This is a genomic window from Vibrio neptunius, assembly GCF_000967495.1.
Classification (GTDB): domain Bacteria; phylum Pseudomonadota; class Gammaproteobacteria; order Enterobacterales; family Vibrionaceae; genus Vibrio; species Vibrio neptunius.
The window spans coordinates 1-17403 of sequence record NZ_JXXU01000090.1; the positions used below are offsets into that span (position 1 = coordinate 1).

Here is a 17403-nt window from a genome sequence, read left to right on the forward strand (position 1 = left end):
TCGGCTCAATGAATACTGAACATTGCTTTGCTAAATAAATAGCATAAAGTAATGTTTGAATTGACTGTGCTGAATCTTTCGATTCAATGGTCACTCAGTTCATTGAAACCTAATTTGAAGCCTAAGCTTCTAATTGGATTATCATCAACGAGTGCCCACACAGATTGATAGGTTTATATTGTTAAAGAGCTTTGCTTTTCAAGAAACTTTCTCTCAAAGCGGAGGTGCATTCTAGCGAGATAATTTGAAGAGTCAAACACTTTTTCAAACTTATTTTCTCAGAAGCTTTTCACCTCTCTAACACTGCTGAAGCCTTGTGGCGTCTGCCGTGTCAGTGGATGCGCATTATAGAGAGTCCCTCTGATAGCGCAAGCCCTTTTTCAAAAAAAATTGAAAAAACTCATCGTTCGTTGAAAATGTGTTCAAAACAACAAAAAAGAGGGCAAAAAGCCCTCTTTTATCTATCTATTTCATTCAGTTTTAAATAAATGCGTACGCGTCAGCAAACATACGGTCGCTGTTAGCACCTTTGTTCTGGGTAAATTGTTCACGAGCCGCACCCGCCATTTCAAAACGTCCAGCAATGTAGATGTCATATTCTGCAAGAGAATCAAAATCGTCACTGACGGCTTGAAGTACATTTCCGACTTTGCCTTGCCATTCAGAAGTCGCTTCTTCTACTACTGGAATAAAGTGCACGTTGCTGAACTGTGTTGCGATACCATCCAGTTCATCCTTAGCATATAGCTGGCGTTCATCTCGGCCACCCCAATAAAGATAGATCTCATTAGTTTTATTTTGAGCAACACAGTGGTCCAATATCGAACGCACATAACTAAAGCCTGTACCACCAGCAATCAAAAGTAGAGGACGCTCGCTCTCTTCTTTAACCCACGCCTCGCCATGAGGTGCATCAATACTGATGTCACCATCATTTTCTAATGCGTTTTGCATCGCTTCCACAACTTCAAGAGCGTACGCGTTATGCTCTGCTGCACCAATGTGAAGCTCAAGCTCACCTTCATGACGACAAGGACTGCTTGCAATAGAGAATGGACGTTTATCTTTTTCTCCCATCACAACCATTAGATACTGGCCAGCCTTAAAGCTGACTGGTGTCTTTGGATGCAACAGAATTCGATGGGTATTACAAGCTAACGGCTCAATAGACTTTACTTTACATTGGATGGTCATTTTATTCCTCTTACTTACTCCTCAAAAGTAAGTACCAAATTACTTTCTGCGAAGGCCTGACAAGCAAACACCCAGCCTTGTTGCTGCTCTTTCTCTGTGAGCATTGGCTCAAGCTGGTAATTGACTCGACCTTCTATTTTCCGACACAGACACGCTGCGCATGCTCCCACTTGGCAGCGGTTTGGGAAGCTGATGTGATTGTTGAGCGCAGCTTCCAATACCGTTTCCCCTTCCTGCACATAGAATTGTATATTCTGCGGCTTCAAGGTCACCAAATGGCTCATAATATTCCCAGCTTACTCCATTTTGCATCGACCTGCGCAACTAACTGAGAATCTTTCTTGATTGGGACGCCCCACTCTCGCTGGACTTCTCCCTCAAACTTGTTGGTCGCATCCAAACCCAATTTGGAACTACGACCTTCTTTTGCTTCTATCTGTACTGTGTCACGATTTGGATCCATTCTCGTGGTAATCGCCCAAATTATGTCATTCCAATCGTGCACATTGACGTCATCATCGCAGAGAATAACAAACTTAGCATCTGTATACTGCTTTAGAAACTCCCACACACCATTGAGCACCGCTTTCGATTGCATGGCGTGGTTTTTCTTCATCGACAGCACCATAAAGCGATCGGCACCAGCAGATTTTGGCAAAGCGATATCGACAATTTCCGGAAATGCCTGACGAAGTTGACGTAACTGTTCATCTGTAATTGCTATTTGGCTTGCGGATGCTAACTCTGGGTCAGAGGCCTTCTCGGCATCCCATTTAATCGTTGCATCTAAGCCCATCTTAGAGCCAAGCCCTACAACTGGTGAGGCGAAGTCGAGAGAATCAATAGGCGTGTTGTCAATCATTAAGGTATCGCGAACAGGTTCCATATGCTCACACATGGCCTTCACGACATCATCCCAGCTGCGCGCATTGACACTTTCATCACACACCACAACAAACTTGGTGTACATGAACTGGCGAAGGAAAGACCATACCCCCATCATGACTCGCTTAGCATGCCCTGGGTATTGCTTTTTCATCGTCACCACCGCCATTCGGTACGAACAGCCTTCAGGCGGTAGGTAGAAATCTTCAATCTCGGGAAACTGCTTTTGCAGGATAGGGACAAACACTTCGTTTAACGCTACACCCAATACAGCAGGTTCATCTGGCGGACGTCCTGTGTAAGTGCTGTGATATATCGGGTCCTTACGCATGGTGATATGCGTAATGGTAAAAACGTGGTGTTTTTCTTTTTCGTTGTAATAACCAGTGTGGTCACCATAAGGGCCTTCGTCTGCATACTCATTCGGGTCAATGTAACCCTCAAGCACGATCTCGGCGCTGGCAGGTACTTCAAGATCATTACTAACAGATTTGACGACTTCTGTTTTACTGCCTCTAAGCAAACCCGCAAACGCATACTCAGATAACGTATCAGGCACAGGGGTGACTGCACCCAAAATAGTGGCTGGGTCAGCACCAAAGGCAACCGACACTGGAAATGGCTCTCCCGGATGGGTTTCGATCCAGTCACGCAGATCAAGTGCACCACCACGGTGTGCTAACCAACGCATGATTATTTTGTTGTTACTAATTTTCTGCTGACGGTAGATTCCAAGGTTCTGACGCTTTTTATGTGGCCCTCTAGTTACGGTTAGTCCCCAAGTAAGCAGAGGAGCAACGTCATCTTGCCAACAACTCATCACAGGAATTTTATCGAGGTCGACATCGTCACCTTGCCAAACAATCTCCTGACACGGCGCTTTACGTAGTCTTTTGACAGGCATATTCAGTACTTGTCTAAAAACAGGAAGTTTCTCTAACGCATCCTTAAAACCACGTGGAGGTTCTGGCTCTTTGAGATAAGCCAACAATTTACCCACTTCACGCAGATCTTTGACATCCTCGCGCCCCATACCTATCGCAACTCGCTCGGGAGTACCAAATAAGTTGGTGAGTACAGGCACATCGTAGCCGATAGGGTTTTCAAACAACAACGCTGGACCACCGGCACGCAAAGTACGGTCACTAATTTCTGTCATTTCATAATGTGGGTCGACAGGCTCAGAGATGCGTTTAAGCTTCCCTTCCTGCTCAAGGTGAGCGATAAAGTCGCGTAAATCCTTAAAACTCATTGGTCTTCTGTGACTGATTAAAGTGCAAGCAGTATAACAAAAAGAGGGATCTTACGATCCCTCTTTTCTATAAGGTTATTTTTATTGTGATAAAACGTTCAAAATCGCGCTACTACGGACTGTTTGATTGTGGTTAACTAGCTCTTTTAACCATGACGAATAGCCCTGATTCGCAAGCTCTGTCGCGACCATCGAAGCTTCACCTCGAATTGCCATTCGGTCTATCAAAAAGGCCTTTACCTTATCCTTCATTGGCTTGATACGAGTCAGCTCTTTGATAGCTTGTTCCTTAAGGCTCGGATTATGAGCAGCAAGCATGATCTGATTGACTGAGAATTCATCGCCCACTGTCGCCAAACGACTAAGCTCAGACTGGCTTTGAAAATCGGCACGCATCAGCCAAAGCAGTTTATAGACGTCAGGGTTTTCACTCACCTGAGCTAAACGCACCATAACCTGTGATGAGGGTAGCCAACTGGTCACAGCTGTTCCGGTGAGTTGAAGCACTAAATTTTGCACGGCCTCCGGCGACAAACTATCCAACTCACGAACCAGTAATGCTTCACGCGCTTGGATTTGATAATCGCTACCCGACAGCCACTGTTTTAGTTCCAGCTCGCCACGTTCTGCACTCAACACAAATTCTAGTGTCGATTGATCCTGTTGCCATTGTTTAAGTAAACGACTGGCGATAGCTGGATAGTTAAAGGCAGGAATGGAAAACTCATACCCATCGCCTCTCTCCAACACTTGATAGGTCGGCACCATGGCTTTTTGTTTTTCAACGAACAAAGCCATTTTAGGCGTCAAGATGACATCTTGGTCTTCAATTTTTTTTAACAGTAGGAAACGCGCCACTTCTTGTTGAGGAAGCGACAGTCTTTCGAGGGCGAAATTGAGTGAGTCGATATTATTTTCGACAGCATGTTGGAGCAGTTCTGCAACTTTCAGATTAATCTGTAGATCCTGAAGTAACAGCTCGACTTGTTCTGACTGCATTTCCTTCGCAGCAACCGTTGGTGCTCCAATCAATAATGACGTGCATAGGAGAACCGACGACAACATTCCTTGTTGCATGTTAACCTCCTCTTAACATTCTTGGCCATTGTGGGGCCAATCAGATAAGAATGCAAACAAAAACGCCACCGACAATGTCGATGGCGTTTGAGGTCACAAATTTTTACTGACGACGCATGGCGTCAAAAAACTCATCGTTAGTCTTGGTCATGGCGAGCTTGTCGATCAAGAACTCCATCGCGTCGATTTCACCCATTGGGTGAACAATCTTGCGCAGAATCCACATCTTCTGAAGCTCTTCATTCTTAGTCAGAAGTTCTTCACGACGAGTACCTGAACGGTTGAAGTCAATGGCAGGGAAAACACGTTTCTCAGCTATCTTACGGTTCAGGTGAATTTCCATGTTACCTGTACCTTTAAACTCTTCGTAGATAACTTCGTCCATCTTAGAACCAGTATCAACAAGAGCCGTCGCGAGAATTGTCAGACTACCGCCTTCTTCTACGTTACGTGCAGCACCGAAGAAGCGCTTAGGACGGTGTAGCGCGTTAGCATCGACACCACCAGTCAGGACTTTACCTGATGATGGAACAACTGTGTTGTATGCACGAGCTAGACGAGTGATAGAATCAAGCAGGATTACTACGTCTTTCTTGTGTTCAACAAGACGTTTTGCTTTCTCGATAACCATCTCAGCAACTTGTACGTGGCGAGATGCAGGCTCATCAAACGTAGATGCAACCACTTCACCTTTTACTAGGCGTTGCATCTCGGTTACTTCTTCTGGACGCTCGTCGATAAGAAGCACCATTAGCTCACATTCAGGGTGGTTGTAAGCAATGCTTTGAGCAATGTTCTGTAGCAGCATTGTTTTACCCGCTTTTGGCGGAGCAACAATCAGACCACGCTGACCTTTACCAATTGGTGAAGCCAGGTCAAGAACACGTGCTGTAATATCTTCAGTCGAACCGTTACCACGCTCCATCACCATACGCTCGTTTGCGTGCAGTGGCGTCAAGTTTTCAAATAGAATCTTGTTACGCGCGTTGTCTGGCTTATCATCGTTAACTGTATTGACTTTTAACAGAGCAAAATAACGTTCGCCATCTTTTGGTGGACGAATCTTACCAGCAATAGAGTCGCCTGTACGAAGGTTGAATCGGCGGATCTGACTTGGAGATACATAGATGTCATCTGGGCCTGCCAAGTAAGAGCTGTCTGCACTGCGCAAGAAGCCAAAACCGTCTTGAAGTATTTCCAGAACCCCGTCGCCAAAAATGTCTTCGCCGCTTTTCGCATGCGCTTTAAGGATAGCGAAGATAATGTCTTGTTTTCTTAGACGAGCTAGGTTTTCAAGGCCCAAGCTTTCGCCAAGTTTGACAAGATCAGACACTGGTCTGTTCTTCAGTTCTGTTAGATTCATGGTGGTGGATACTTTTTTAGTCAAAATAGGATCTGTTATTTAGTTAAGATGAATTTTGGTCACAGGATCGACCAAGAAGAGAAACTTGTTTATTTAACGTGCGATAAATTAGCACTAAATACTAGCCTAGTCTAGATTTTGTTAGTCTTCAAAAACAAAACCGTGCATTTTGTTAAATGCACGGCCTTATCTGAACAACTGAATTATAGGTTAGCGTCCAAAAACTCTTTCAACTGAGTTTTAGACAGCGCACCTACTTTCGTCGCTGCAACACTACCATTTTTGAAAAGTAATAGTGTTGGGATACCACGAATACCAAATTTAGGTGGAGTACCTGCATTTTGGTCGATATTCAGTTTACCGATAGTGAGTTTGCCTTCGTACTCTTCGGCGATCTCGTCCAGAATAGGAGCAATCATCTTACAAGGACCACACCATTCTGCCCAAAAATCAACAAGAACCGGGCTTGCAGCGTTGAGTACGTCGGCTTCAAAACCGTCATCAGTTAGCTGCAAAATCTTATCACTCATCTTCCACTCCAATGTGTTTTTTCAGAACTGGTTGGATGATAACCAGTATTTAGATGCCCTATTGGAATGTATTTACTTTCGTATTGCAAGCTTAAGCTGATATTCTATAGCCATGAAAAAGACGCATATCACAGAGCAAAAGTTCGCCGATTTGGGTTTACACCCCCAAGTTGTTGAAGGTTTGGAGAAAAAAGGGTTCGAGTTTTGTACCCAAATTCAAGCCTTGGCGTTGCCGGTACTGCTCACCGGCCAAGACATTGCAGGTCAGGCTCAAACAGGGACAGGAAAAACCCTGGCTTTTCTGACTGCTACTTTTAACCACCTGCTGAATACACCAGAGCACGAAGGTCGCAAGCCGACTCAACCACGTGCGATTATCATGGCACCGACTCGTGAACTGGCAATTCAGATTTACAATGACGCTGAACCTCTGATAGCAGAAACCGGTATTAAAGCCGCATTGGCATACGGTGGCGAGAGCTACGACAAGCAACTTGCTAAGTTAGAGCAAGGTGTAGACGTGCTGATCGGTACCACAGGTCGTATTATCGACTTCCACAAGCAGAAGGTATTTAACCTTAACCACATCCAAGCGGTTGTGCTTGATGAAGCTGATCGTATGTTCGATCTTGGTTTCATTAAAGACATTCGTTTTCTATTCCGTCGAATGCCTGAACCTAAAGATCGTTTGAACATGTTGTTCTCTGCAACGCTTTCTTATCGCGTTCAAGAACTGGCGTTTGAACACATGCATAATCCAAAGCACGTTGAGTCGGAACCAGGTACCAAAACTGGCCACCGTATTCAAGAAGAGCTGTTTTACCCATCTAACGAACACAAGATGTCTCTGCTACAAACTCTTATTGAAGAAGAATGGCCAGAACGCGCGATCATCTTTGCCAATACCAAACACAAGTGCGAATCCGTATGGGGCCACCTAGCAGCTGATGGGCATCGCGTAGGTCTATTGACGGGCGATGTACCGCAGAAGAAGCGCGAACGCATCTTGGAACAGTTCACGAAAGGTGAAGTTGACCTGCTAGTGGCAACAGACGTAGCAGCTCGTGGCCTTCACATTCCTCAAGTGACTCACGTATTTAACTTTGACCTACCTGACGATTGCGAAGATTACGTACACCGCATCGGTCGTACGGGTCGTGCAGGGGCAAGTGGCCATTCAATCAGCTTTGCGTGTGAAGACTACGCTATTAACTTACCGCCGATTGAAGAGTACATTGAGCACACCATTCCTGTTTCAAACTACGACCCAAGTGCGCTGATCGAAGATTTACCAGCGCCACTACGTATGCGTTCTAATCGTCCGCAACAACGTCGTACCAACACGGGTGGTTCACGCTCAGGCAACCGTCGTAACAACAACCGCTCTCGTCAACGTCACCAAAAGGATTCTTAAGTCGTCTATGAGCCAAGCAGTTTCTTCCCCGCTCTACGCTGCCATCGACCTCGGGTCGAACAGTTTTCATATGCTCGTTGTGCGTCACATTGATGGCAGCGTTCAGACTATGGCAAAAATTAAACGTAAGGTTCGTCTTGCCGCAGGGTTAGACGACAATAACGCTTTAAGCCAGGAAGCCATGCAACGCGGATGGGACTGCTTGAGTCTATTTGCAGAGCGACTTCAAGATATACCAACGCAGAATATCCGCATTGTGGGCACGGCAACACTGCGCACCGCCACCAATGTGGATATCTTTCTTGATAAAGCAAACCAGATTCTTGGTCACAAGATTGAAGTGATCTGTGGCGAAGAAGAAGCGGCCACCATTTATAAAGGGGTGGCACACACATCTGGCGGCAGCGGTCGTCGTTTGGTGGTCGATATTGGCGGCGCCAGTACCGAACTTATTATCGGTGAAGGTTTTGAAGCCAAGGCACTGACCAGCCTGAAAATGGGTTGTGTTACTTGGCTGGAGCGCCACTTTAAGGACCGCCAGCTCACCGTAACCAACTTTAACAATGCGATTGAAGCGGCTAAAGAAACGCTGAGACCTATCCTTGAGCAATACACTAAGATTGGCTGGGATGTGTGTGTCGGTGCTTCTGGTACAGTTCAGGCTTTGCAGGAAATTATGCTAGCGCAAGGTATGGACGAAGTCATTACTCACGCCAAACTCAAGCGTCTGCAAAAACAAGCTATGCTGGCGGATCATTTGGAAGAGCTGGAGATAGAAGGGCTAACGCTAGAACGCGCACTGGTCTTCCCAAGCGGTCTTTCGATTCTCATCGCTATCTTTGAATTACTGGAAATTGATTCAATGACATTGGCTGGCGGCGCACTGCGCGAAGGCTTAGTGTATGAAATGGTCGATGAACTCAAGCAAGACGATATTCGTGCTCGCACAATTGCCAGTGTTCAAACCCGCTACCAAATTGATACGGTTTACGGTCAACAAGTCGCAACCTTAGCCAGTAAACTGCTTGAGCAATGTGAAGCCGAGTGGATTGCAGAAGCTCAGGGCAGCGTTCTGCTAGAGACAGCGGCGAAGCTGCATGAAATTGGTCTAACGATTGACTTCAAGAAAGGCGGTGAGCACAGTGCGTACTTATTGCAAAACTTGGATCTACCCGGTTACACCCGAGCACAAAAGCACTTCCTTGGTGAAGTATCACGTCGTTATCGCGAACAACTCACTTCTCTGCCAGAGCAACATGCGCTGTCAGGTAACAGTGCCAAACGCGTATTACGTTTGCTGCGTCTCGCGGTTTTACTGACCCATCGTCGCAATCCGGATTTGGAGCCCAATATCGCACTTCAATCTCAAGGCGATAAGCTCACCCTAACGGTTGCAGAACAGTGGCTGAAAGCCAACCCTCTAACTGCGGCGGAGTTAGAGATAGAAGCCAACCGTCAAAGTGACATTGGCTGGCCTTTGAGCATCATTGCCAACTAACTAAAGAACAAATAAAAAGCCCGACAAGGTCACTTGTCGGGCTTTTTTGTTTTCGAAAGGCGAACCTTATTTGGCGCCAATCACTTTAAAGTCAGGATTAACAGCTGTGAGTTTCTTCACCAAGTAATTCAGCAGCACACCATACATAGGTACAAATAGGCCTAAGCTTATCACCAGTTTGAATCCATAATCCACCAGCGCGATTTCGGTCCAGTGCTCAGCCATAAATGGATCAGGGCTTTGGTAGAATGCAATGGCAAAGAAAGCGATAGTATCCAGCGCGTTACCAAACAGAGTGGAACACGTTGGGGCAACCCACCACTGCTTCATCTGGCGCAGGCGATTAAACACATGCACATCTAGGATTTGCCCTAGTAGATAAGCCATAAAGCTCGCAATCGCAATACGCGCAACAAACAAATTAAACTCACCTAAGTGTGAGAAACCCTGAAATTGCCCTTCAAAAAACAATACCGATAAGCCATAGGACACTGCCAGCGCTGGTAGCATCACCCAGAAAATGATCTTACGCGCAAGTTGGGCACCAAAAATTCGTACTGTCAGATCAGTTGCCAAAAAGATAAACGGAAACGTGAAGGCGCCCCACGTGGTGTGGAAACCAAAGATAGTAAATGGAAGCTGAACCAGATAATTACTCGATGCAATAATGATCAAGTGAAATAGAACTAATAACAAAAGGGCTTTGCGCTGCTGCGCAGGGGTAAAGTTACTCATGCGATACCTTTTTAGTTTGGTTTGGGGGTGAGGGAACCCAAAGCGAATCTGTTCCAGCCACGGAAAGACTCTTACCAACAATGTAAAACGAAAATAAAACTCGATATTGAGATGACTATCGCTTCATCAAAATAGCGCTGTGCCATTAAACCAAGTGAAGCTTTAAACATGACCAATATCGCGGCCGGCGATTATACATTAACCGATATAAGTGGCAATAGATGTGCTTAATGCAATCGGTTCGCCTAACTAGAATCCGCGTTGAAATAGGCCCGCGAGGTAATCCAACTCTTCTCTGCTCTCTGTTATGGCCAGAGCCTCCAACCAAACACTCTCGCTATAATGTTCCGATTTGAGAAACAACTGACATCCTTCAAAATCAATCAACCATGAATGCATGTCGGCGTCCCATTGCTTTTCAACCACAGACGCAGAGAGGAGTTTTATCAGCTTATCAGCCAGCTGAGGAAAACTATCAAAATCAAAACGCGGAGATCGAATGATGATACGCCCTTCTTGCGCTTGATACTCAAGCAAACCAAATTCCGTTTGCTGCACTGAATCAACCATGATGAGTAATGTGCTCCTGAATTAAATCTAAGAATGGATCGGCATATTTGTCTAACTTACGCTGCCCTACCCCATTGACCGCTAGCATTTCACCATAAGAGGTTGGCAAAATTTCTGCCATATCAATCAAGGTGGCATCGCTAAACACCACGTATGGTGGTAAACCATCTTCATCGGCAATCGCTTTGCGAAGCTTACGCAACTTAGCAAATAGCTTTTTATCGTAGTTCTTACTGGTAAGTTTGTCCGACTTAGCGGCTCTCGCGGCGGTATCAAGACGAGGCACGGCTAATTCAAGAGCAGTATCACCGCGTAATAGCGGACGCGCTTCTTCCGTAAGCTGTAAGGTTGAGTTGCGAGTAATATTCTGGAACAACATACCTTTATGAATCAACTGACGGAAAATACTCACCCAGTAGTCGTGGCTATTCTCACGTCCTATCCCATAAGTGGTGAGCTTGTCGTGACCATTTTCGCGTATGCGGATGTTCTGCATACCACGCAAAACTTCAACCACATAACCCATACCAAAGTTCTGATTAACCCGGTAGACACAAGACAGCGCTTTACGTGCCTGTTCAGTGGCATCAAAATGCTTGGGCGGGTCCAAACAGATGTCGCAGTTGCCACAAGGCTGTTCACGGTACTCACCAAAGTAATTTAGTAACACTTGACGACGGCACGTCTGCGCTTCAGCAAAAGCACTCATCGCATTGAGCTTATGCGCTTCCACTTGCTTTTGTGGCCCATCGTCTTTTTCATCCAACATGCGCCTCAACCAGCTGATATCTGCTGGGTCATATAGCGTCATCGCTTCTGCTGGCAAACCATCCCGACCTGCTCGACCAGTTTCCTGATAGTAGGATTCAATGTTGCGTGGAATATCAAAATGGACCACAAAGCGTACGTTGGGTTTGTTGATCCCCATACCAAACGCCACCGTGGCGACCACAATTTGGATATCATCACGCTGAAACGCTTCTTGCACATAAGCGCGCTCGTCTGCCTCTAAGCCTGCATGGTAACTGGCGGCACGAATATGGTTGTTGCACAGTTTTTCCGTCACCATTTCAACTTTCTTACGGCTACCACAATAGATGATGCCGCAGTTGCCTTTCTGAGTGTCGAGAAAACGGATCACCTGAGAAATCGGTTTGTGTTTTTCAACTAAGGTATAACGGATGTTGGGGCGATCGAAACTACTCAAGTGGATATGAGGCTCGTTCAATTGCAGACGATGCATGATGTCATTGCGCGTCGCATCATCGGCCGTTGCCGTCAGCGCCATAAAAGGCACATGAGGAAAGTGTTGTTTGATCTGGCCAAGCGACGCGTATTCAGGTCTAAAATCATGTCCCCACTGAGAAATACAGTGTGCTTCGTCAACGGCGATCATAGACAGCGACAGACTTTCAAGGCGTTCGATAAAGTCGCGCATCAACACGCGTTCGGGTGACACATACACCAGTTTAAGTTGGCCTGACTGCATCCGCTGATAGACCGAGAACAACTCATCGCGGGGCATGGAAGAGTTGACACACTCCGCCGCAACACCATTGGCTTTGAGCTGATCGACCTGATCTTTCATCAGTGATATCAGAGGAGAAATCACCAATGTTAAACCGTCACGCACCAAGGCCGGAACCTGATAGCAGAGTGATTTACCGCCACCCGTAGGCATGATGACCAAACTATCCTGACCGCTGACAGCCGCTTCAATGACCTCTTGCTGACCATCTCGAAATGACTGATAACCAAACACATCCTCCAGTACGCTTTGTGGAGTCGGTGACGGTTCAGATTGTTCAGCAAGCAGTGTCGCGGTCATTGATATCTCGATTGAGCAAAGAATGGGGAATGCAAAGGCCACATTGTAGTAGTGTTCGGATGTGAATAAAACCGCAAATTGCTAGGTGATTAACCGACTCATTCGTATACTGGATGCTTCCTTTTGCAGACAATCATCCTTTGAGTAAACGTCAATGACACCAGAAGAACAGCAAAGAGCACGGCAAGGCATCCTTCTCGCCATCGGTGCCTACACCATGTGGGGCATTGCACCGATCTATTTTAAAGCCATCAGTGAGGTGTCACCGTTTGAAATTCTCAGTCATCGAGTGGTGTGGTCTTTTGCTCTGTTGGCAGTATTGCTACATATAGGTCGTCGCTGGCGTGGCGTACGAGATGTCATTCGCTCCAAAACCAAAGTGCTGTTTCTGGTTTCGACTTCACTACTCGTAGGGGTCAACTGGCTGATTTTTATCTGGGCGGTTAATGCCAATCACATGCTGGATGCCAGTCTCGGTTACTACATCAACCCACTAATTAATGTGCTACTCGGCATGTTGTTCTTAGGTGAGCGGCTACGTAAATTGCAGTGGTTTGCCGTTGCACTTGCAGCTTGCGGTGTGATGGTTCAGTTGATCGCTTTTGGCTCTGTGCCTATCGTCGCGATCGCGCTTGCACTAACATTTGGTTTTTACGGGCTATTACGTAAGAAAGTCAGCCTCGATGCTCAAACGGGCCTATTTATTGAAACACTGGTTATGCTGCCAGCCGCAGCGGTGTATCTATTGTGGATTGCCGACTCCCCGACTTCCGACTTTGCAGCGAACCCTATGACCCTGAACCTGCTGCTGATCTCCGCAGGCGTCATCACCACTTTACCTTTGTTGTGTTTCACTGGCGCAGCCACTCGTCTTAAGCTCTCAACCCTAGGCTTTTTTCAGTATATTGGCCCAAGCTTAATGTTCCTACTGGCGGTTTTAGTGTATGGCGAAACCTTTACCACAGACAAAGCCATCACCTTTGCCTTCATTTGGGGGGCTTTAGTGATCTTTAGCTTTGATGGTCTGAAGAGCAGCAAGCGTTCGCGTAGAGCGGCAACAGAAAAGTGATCGTTTTTTACAAGACAAATCACTGACCCACATATAAGCTTGATGAAATAATCATCAAGCTTTTTTCGTTGTATGGATAAGGTCAATTACCACAGTACTGAGACAAAAGAGATAGGTCTGATTGAAGCGAATTATCGGTCATTCGCTTTTTCACGCCACTATCATCTTGATTTTCATATTGGCCTTATCACGGGTGGACAACAAAAGTTCCACTATAAAGGCTCAAACCATCATGTGGGTAAAGGGCAATTAGTCATCATGCCCCCTGATGAGCTGCATGACGGTCAATCTATCTTGGAGTCCGGTTATCAAACCCGGGTATTTTCGCTTGACCCTGCGTGGTTTAGCGAACTTGCTCAGCTCAAGCAACAGAGTGCTCTACTTCACTTCAAGCAACTGATTATTTCCGATCAGAAAGTGTTTCAGCCTCTCTCACAACTTCACCAATTGCTTACACGCAATAACCTCAGCCAACTGGCAAAAGATTGTCTGCCTTATGAGGGGTTTGAACGTTTGTTTAGCCATTACGGCCGTTTAGAACAAAAGCGCGCCATCCCCTTAGGTAACCAATCTATAGCAACGTTGAAAGAGTACCTATTGGACAATCTCGATCAGCCAATGAGACTAGAACAACTGTCACAGTTGTGTGAATTGAGCCCTACCCAGTTTCAACGCCATTTCAAAGCCAAAGTTGGATTAACCCCCTATGCTTGGTTGAGCCGCCTGCGCATGGAGCAAGGAATGAAGCTGCTCAAATCGGGAGTGAGCGGTACTGAAGTCGCCCATCAAGTGGGTTTTTATGATCAGGCTCATTTCAGCAAGGCGTTTAAGTCCACTTACGGCGTTAACCCTTCTCAAATCAGTTAGTGTCAGTTTTTTACAATCTTTCAAACGCAATCCATAGCACACTGAAGCCATCTAAAACAATCAACCAAATCAGATGAACGAAATCACCATTCTCACCACCTTAGCCGTGGTTCACTTTGTCGCTTTAATGAGCCCAGGACCGGATTTTGCGCTGGTGGTACAAAACGCAACACGCTATGGTCGCCAGACGGGCTTATACATTGCGCTTGGCTTATCATTTGGCATTCTTCTGCACTCGGTACTGAGCTTAACGGGCGTTAGCTACCTTGTTCATCAGCAACCGATGTTGTTTGCTGTGCTGCAGCTCGCTGGTGGCAGCTACTTGTTCTACCTGGGTTACGGCGCACTCAGGGCTAGCTGGTCAACACTCCGCAATAACCATCACATTGACGAGCGCCCCGCACAAGCCAGCTTATTACTAAGCAACAAACGTCAGGCTTTGTCACGCGGATTTGCCACTAACATACTCAATCCAAAGGCTTTGGTGTTTTTTGTCAGCCTGATGTCGAGTTTGGTGCCTGCCAGCATGTCGTTAACTGGTAAAGGGTTAGCGCTGGTTATTCTCTGGAGTCTGTCGTTATTCTGGTTCTCGTTTCTTGCTTGGGCACTGTCCACGCAGCGCATGCAACGAAAAATTCATTCTCTAGCCGTATACATAGATGGCCTTTGTGGCGTGCTATTCACTGTTATCGGAGTGAGCATTTTATTGCAATCCTTGTCTGCCCTACTCTCTAGTGTCTAAAATTTGATTCGAGCTTACATTTTCATAACAAACTCTTAGACTCACGGTCACTCCGCTGTCACTCTTGTCGCTGCATAAATAACAAGGAGAACAAGATGCAGTGGAAACGTACTTTCCTAACGACGTGCCTATTACTAACGTCCGTTGGTGCGGCCGCAAATCAGGCCGCCGATTCAGTTGCCCCAGAACACAGTAGTGGCTTAGAACAAAAGCAACTGGTTAAGGCCAAAGACTGGATGGTCACCGCCGCTAACCCGCTAGCAACACAAGCAGGTGCTGATATCCTCAAACAAGGCGGTAACGCTATCGATGCTATGGTCACCACTCAGCTCATGCTTGGCCTAGTGGAGCCACAGTCCTCTGGTATTGGTGGCGGTGCTTTTTTAGTGTATTGGGATGCAAAAAAGCAGCAATTGACCACTTATGATGGCCGTGAAACTGCACCTCTAGCAGCAACACCTCGCCTTTTCCAAGATAAGAATGGCGAACCGATGCAATTTTACGATGCTGTGGTAGGTGGCCGCTCCGTCGGTACACCAGGCACCGTGAAACTGATGTGGGATACTCACCAGAAATACGGCAAACTTGAATGGAAAACGCTGATTGAACCTGTAGTTAAGGTCGCTAAAAACGGTTTTACCATTAGCCCTCGCTTAGCCACCTTGATTGAGAAAGATGCAGAACGCCTATCGCGTTTCCCAGCAACCAAAGCCTATTTCTTTAATCGTGATGGCTCTGCCAAGCAACAAGGTACATTACTGAAGAACCCTGAATACGCGGCCACACTCGAAGCAATCGCTAAAGCGGGTGCGGACGCCTTTTATCAGGGCAAAATTGCAAGCGATATCATCAAAACCGTCCAATCGGCCGCTGGCAACCCAGGCGTACTAGCGCAAGCTGATTTCGATGCTTACCAAATCAAACAGCGTCAGCCTGTCTGCTCCGCGTATCAAAGCTTCGACATCTGTGGAATGGGGCCTCCAGGCTCTGGAGCTCTTACCGTGGGTCAAATTTTGACAATGACAGAGCAGTTTGATCTTAAAAACTGGGGGCCTGATAACGCCAAATCTTGGCAAGTCATCGCCGACGCTTCACGCTTAGCCTTTGCCGACCGCGGCATGTATATGGCCGATGAAGATTTTGTCCCTATGCCGACTCAAGGTTTACTCAATTCAGACTACCTCAAACAGCGTGCAAAACTCATTACACCGGGGAAAGCACTGGAGTCAGCATCTGCAGGTACACCGCCTTGGAGTTACGCTCAGCGTCAAAGCCGTGATGAATCGATTGAGCTGCCATCGACCAGCCACTTCAATGTGGTAGATAAAGAGGGCAATGTGGTGTCGATCACCACCACGATTGAAAACGCGTTTGGCTCACGTTTGATGACCAATGGGTTCCTGCTAAACAATGAGTTGACCGACTTTTCTTTCCGAACCCACAGAGACGGGCATCCTATTGCAAACCGTTTAGAGCCGGGTAAGCGTCCTCGCTCTTCAATGGCGCCGACCATCATCATGCAAGACGGCAAACCTTACATGGCGATCGGATCTCCGGGTGGCAGCCGCATTATTGGCTATGTCGCTCAAGCCATCATTGCTCACACTCAGTGGGATATGGATATTCAGCAAGCGATCAACCAACCACACTTACTGAATCGCTTCGGTACATTAGATATTGAGCAAGGAACGGAGGCAGAAAACCTCAAGTCAGAACTAGAGAAAATGGGTTTCGAAGTGAATATTCGTGACTTGAATTCTGGCCTACACGCAATTCTATTCAAGAATAATGAATTAGAAGGCGCAGCAGACCCAAGACGCGAAGGTGCGGCTATCGGTCAATAGCGTCGATCTGCTCACCAGCTTGTGCGAGATCTCTTACAGGCTGGTGAGCAAAAATAGCTTTTTTAGTGAGAAGATTACAACTTATTACACGTATGTCATTGTAATAAAAGACAATGAACTATTTTTAACCAAACACTCATTCAACAAGTCTAATTCTATGCTGTTGATGAAAGCCGTCAGAAACGTAATATTAAACCTGTCGGAAGGATGCTGACACGGAACAGGAATTACCAAGGATTTGGTCATCTTCAGGAAGAAGATACGGTTGCTCAGGATGAACAATCGGCAAGGACAGCGAATAGGACATTGAACGGACTCATTAGTAACTAGGATGGTTACTACTAAGGATGGGAAATGGACACCTCGGGATGAGGAAGGGACTTATCATCAGGATGATGACAAGGACACCGCTTAAGGAACAAGTGAAGTGAGCTAACTAGGATAGTTAGTGGACCAGGATAGGGTCAAGGACACCGCTAGGATGGCGATGAATGGACGACGCTGAAGGACATCAGCATACTATCAAGGATTTGAT

The 17403-nt window shown here is 46.4% G+C and carries 15 protein-coding genes; 6 read left to right on the forward strand and 9 right to left on the reverse strand.

Annotated features, from left to right (window positions below; genetic code table 11):
* Positions 1-480: 480 nt before the first annotated feature.
* From fre to trxA, 6 genes are all read right to left on the reverse strand, one after another.
* Positions 481-1194, reverse strand: coding sequence for an NAD(P)H-flavin reductase (gene fre / locus TW84_RS22490; protein WP_045977841.1), 714 nt, complete (start codon positions 1192-1194; stop codon positions 481-483).
* Between the two features lie 14 nt (positions 1195-1208).
* Positions 1209-1478 (reverse strand): 2Fe-2S iron-sulfur cluster-binding protein, encoded by a 270-nt coding sequence (locus tag TW84_RS22495; RefSeq protein WP_045977842.1) that lies wholly within the window; start codon positions 1476-1478, stop codon positions 1209-1211.
* On the reverse strand, positions 1475-3331 hold the full coding sequence (ubiD, locus tag TW84_RS22500; RefSeq protein WP_045977843.1) for a 4-hydroxy-3-polyprenylbenzoate decarboxylase: 1857 nt from the start codon (positions 3329-3331) through the stop codon (positions 1475-1477). The genes TW84_RS22495 and ubiD overlap by 4 nt, the downstream gene beginning before the upstream one ends.
* A gap of 81 nt (positions 3332-3412) precedes the next feature.
* A complete protein-coding gene (locus TW84_RS22505; protein WP_045977844.1) occupies positions 3413-4408 on the reverse strand; it encodes a hypothetical protein in 996 nt (331 codons plus the stop codon).
* A 103-nt stretch (positions 4409-4511) separates the two neighbouring features.
* Entirely contained in the window at positions 4512-5771 is a 1260-nt protein-coding gene (gene rho, locus TW84_RS22510; protein WP_004745495.1) for a transcription termination factor Rho, read from the reverse strand.
* Positions 5772-5974: 203 nt separating this feature from the next.
* Entirely contained in the window at positions 5975-6301 is a 327-nt protein-coding gene (gene trxA / locus TW84_RS22515; protein WP_045977845.1) for a thioredoxin TrxA, read from the reverse strand.
* A gap of 112 nt (positions 6302-6413) precedes the next feature.
* Between trxA and rhlB the strand changes: the two genes are divergently transcribed.
* Both rhlB and gppA read left to right on the forward strand, forming a co-directional pair.
* Positions 6414-7715, forward strand: a complete 1302-nt coding sequence (rhlB, locus tag TW84_RS22520) for an ATP-dependent RNA helicase RhlB (RefSeq protein ID WP_045977846.1) — start codon at positions 6414-6416, stop codon at positions 7713-7715.
* 7 nt (positions 7716-7722) lie between these two features.
* A complete protein-coding gene (gene gppA, locus TW84_RS22525; protein WP_045977847.1) occupies positions 7723-9213 on the forward strand; it encodes a guanosine-5'-triphosphate,3'-diphosphate diphosphatase in 1491 nt (496 codons plus the stop codon).
* Positions 9214-9279: 66 nt separating this feature from the next.
* On the opposite strand, the gene TW84_RS22530 is transcribed toward gppA, so the two are convergent.
* The 3 genes from TW84_RS22530 to recQ all read right to left on the reverse strand — a co-directional run bounded on the left by TW84_RS22530 (position 9280) and on the right by recQ (position 12346).
* Complete coding sequence (locus TW84_RS22530; RefSeq protein WP_045977848.1) at positions 9280-9948, reverse strand: 7-cyano-7-deazaguanine/7-aminomethyl-7-deazaguanine transporter; 669 nt, start codon at positions 9946-9948, stop codon at positions 9280-9282.
* 249 nt (positions 9949-10197) lie between these two features.
* Positions 10198-10518: a DUF3630 family protein gene (locus TW84_RS22535; protein WP_045977849.1), complete on the reverse strand. Its 321-nt coding sequence runs from the start codon at positions 10516-10518 to the stop codon at positions 10198-10200.
* Complete coding sequence (recQ, locus tag TW84_RS22540) at positions 10511-12346, reverse strand: ATP-dependent DNA helicase RecQ (RefSeq protein ID WP_045977850.1); 1836 nt, start codon at positions 12344-12346, stop codon at positions 10511-10513. Before recQ ends, TW84_RS22535 begins: the two co-directional genes overlap by 8 nt.
* A 154-nt stretch (positions 12347-12500) precedes the next feature.
* On the opposite strand from recQ, the gene rarD reads away from it, so the two are divergent.
* The 4 genes from rarD (at position 12501) to ggt (ending at position 16868) form a co-directional block, all read left to right on the forward strand.
* On the forward strand, positions 12501-13415 hold the full coding sequence (gene rarD, locus TW84_RS22545; RefSeq protein ID WP_045977851.1) for an EamA family transporter RarD: 915 nt from the start codon (positions 12501-12503) through the stop codon (positions 13413-13415).
* Between the two features lie 72 nt (positions 13416-13487).
* Positions 13488-14282 carry an AraC family transcriptional regulator gene (locus tag TW84_RS22550; protein WP_045977852.1) on the forward strand — a complete coding sequence of 265 codons (795 nt, stop codon included), beginning with the start codon at positions 13488-13490 and terminating at the stop codon, positions 14280-14282.
* 73 nt (positions 14283-14355) lie between these two features.
* Positions 14356-15024: a LysE family translocator gene (locus TW84_RS22555; protein ID WP_045977853.1), complete on the forward strand. Its 669-nt coding sequence runs from the start codon at positions 14356-14358 to the stop codon at positions 15022-15024.
* Positions 15025-15119: 95 nt separating this feature from the next.
* Positions 15120-16868: a gamma-glutamyltransferase gene (gene ggt / locus TW84_RS22560; protein WP_045977854.1), complete on the forward strand. Its 1749-nt coding sequence runs from the start codon at positions 15120-15122 to the stop codon at positions 16866-16868.
* Positions 16869-17403: the final 535 nt, after the last annotated feature.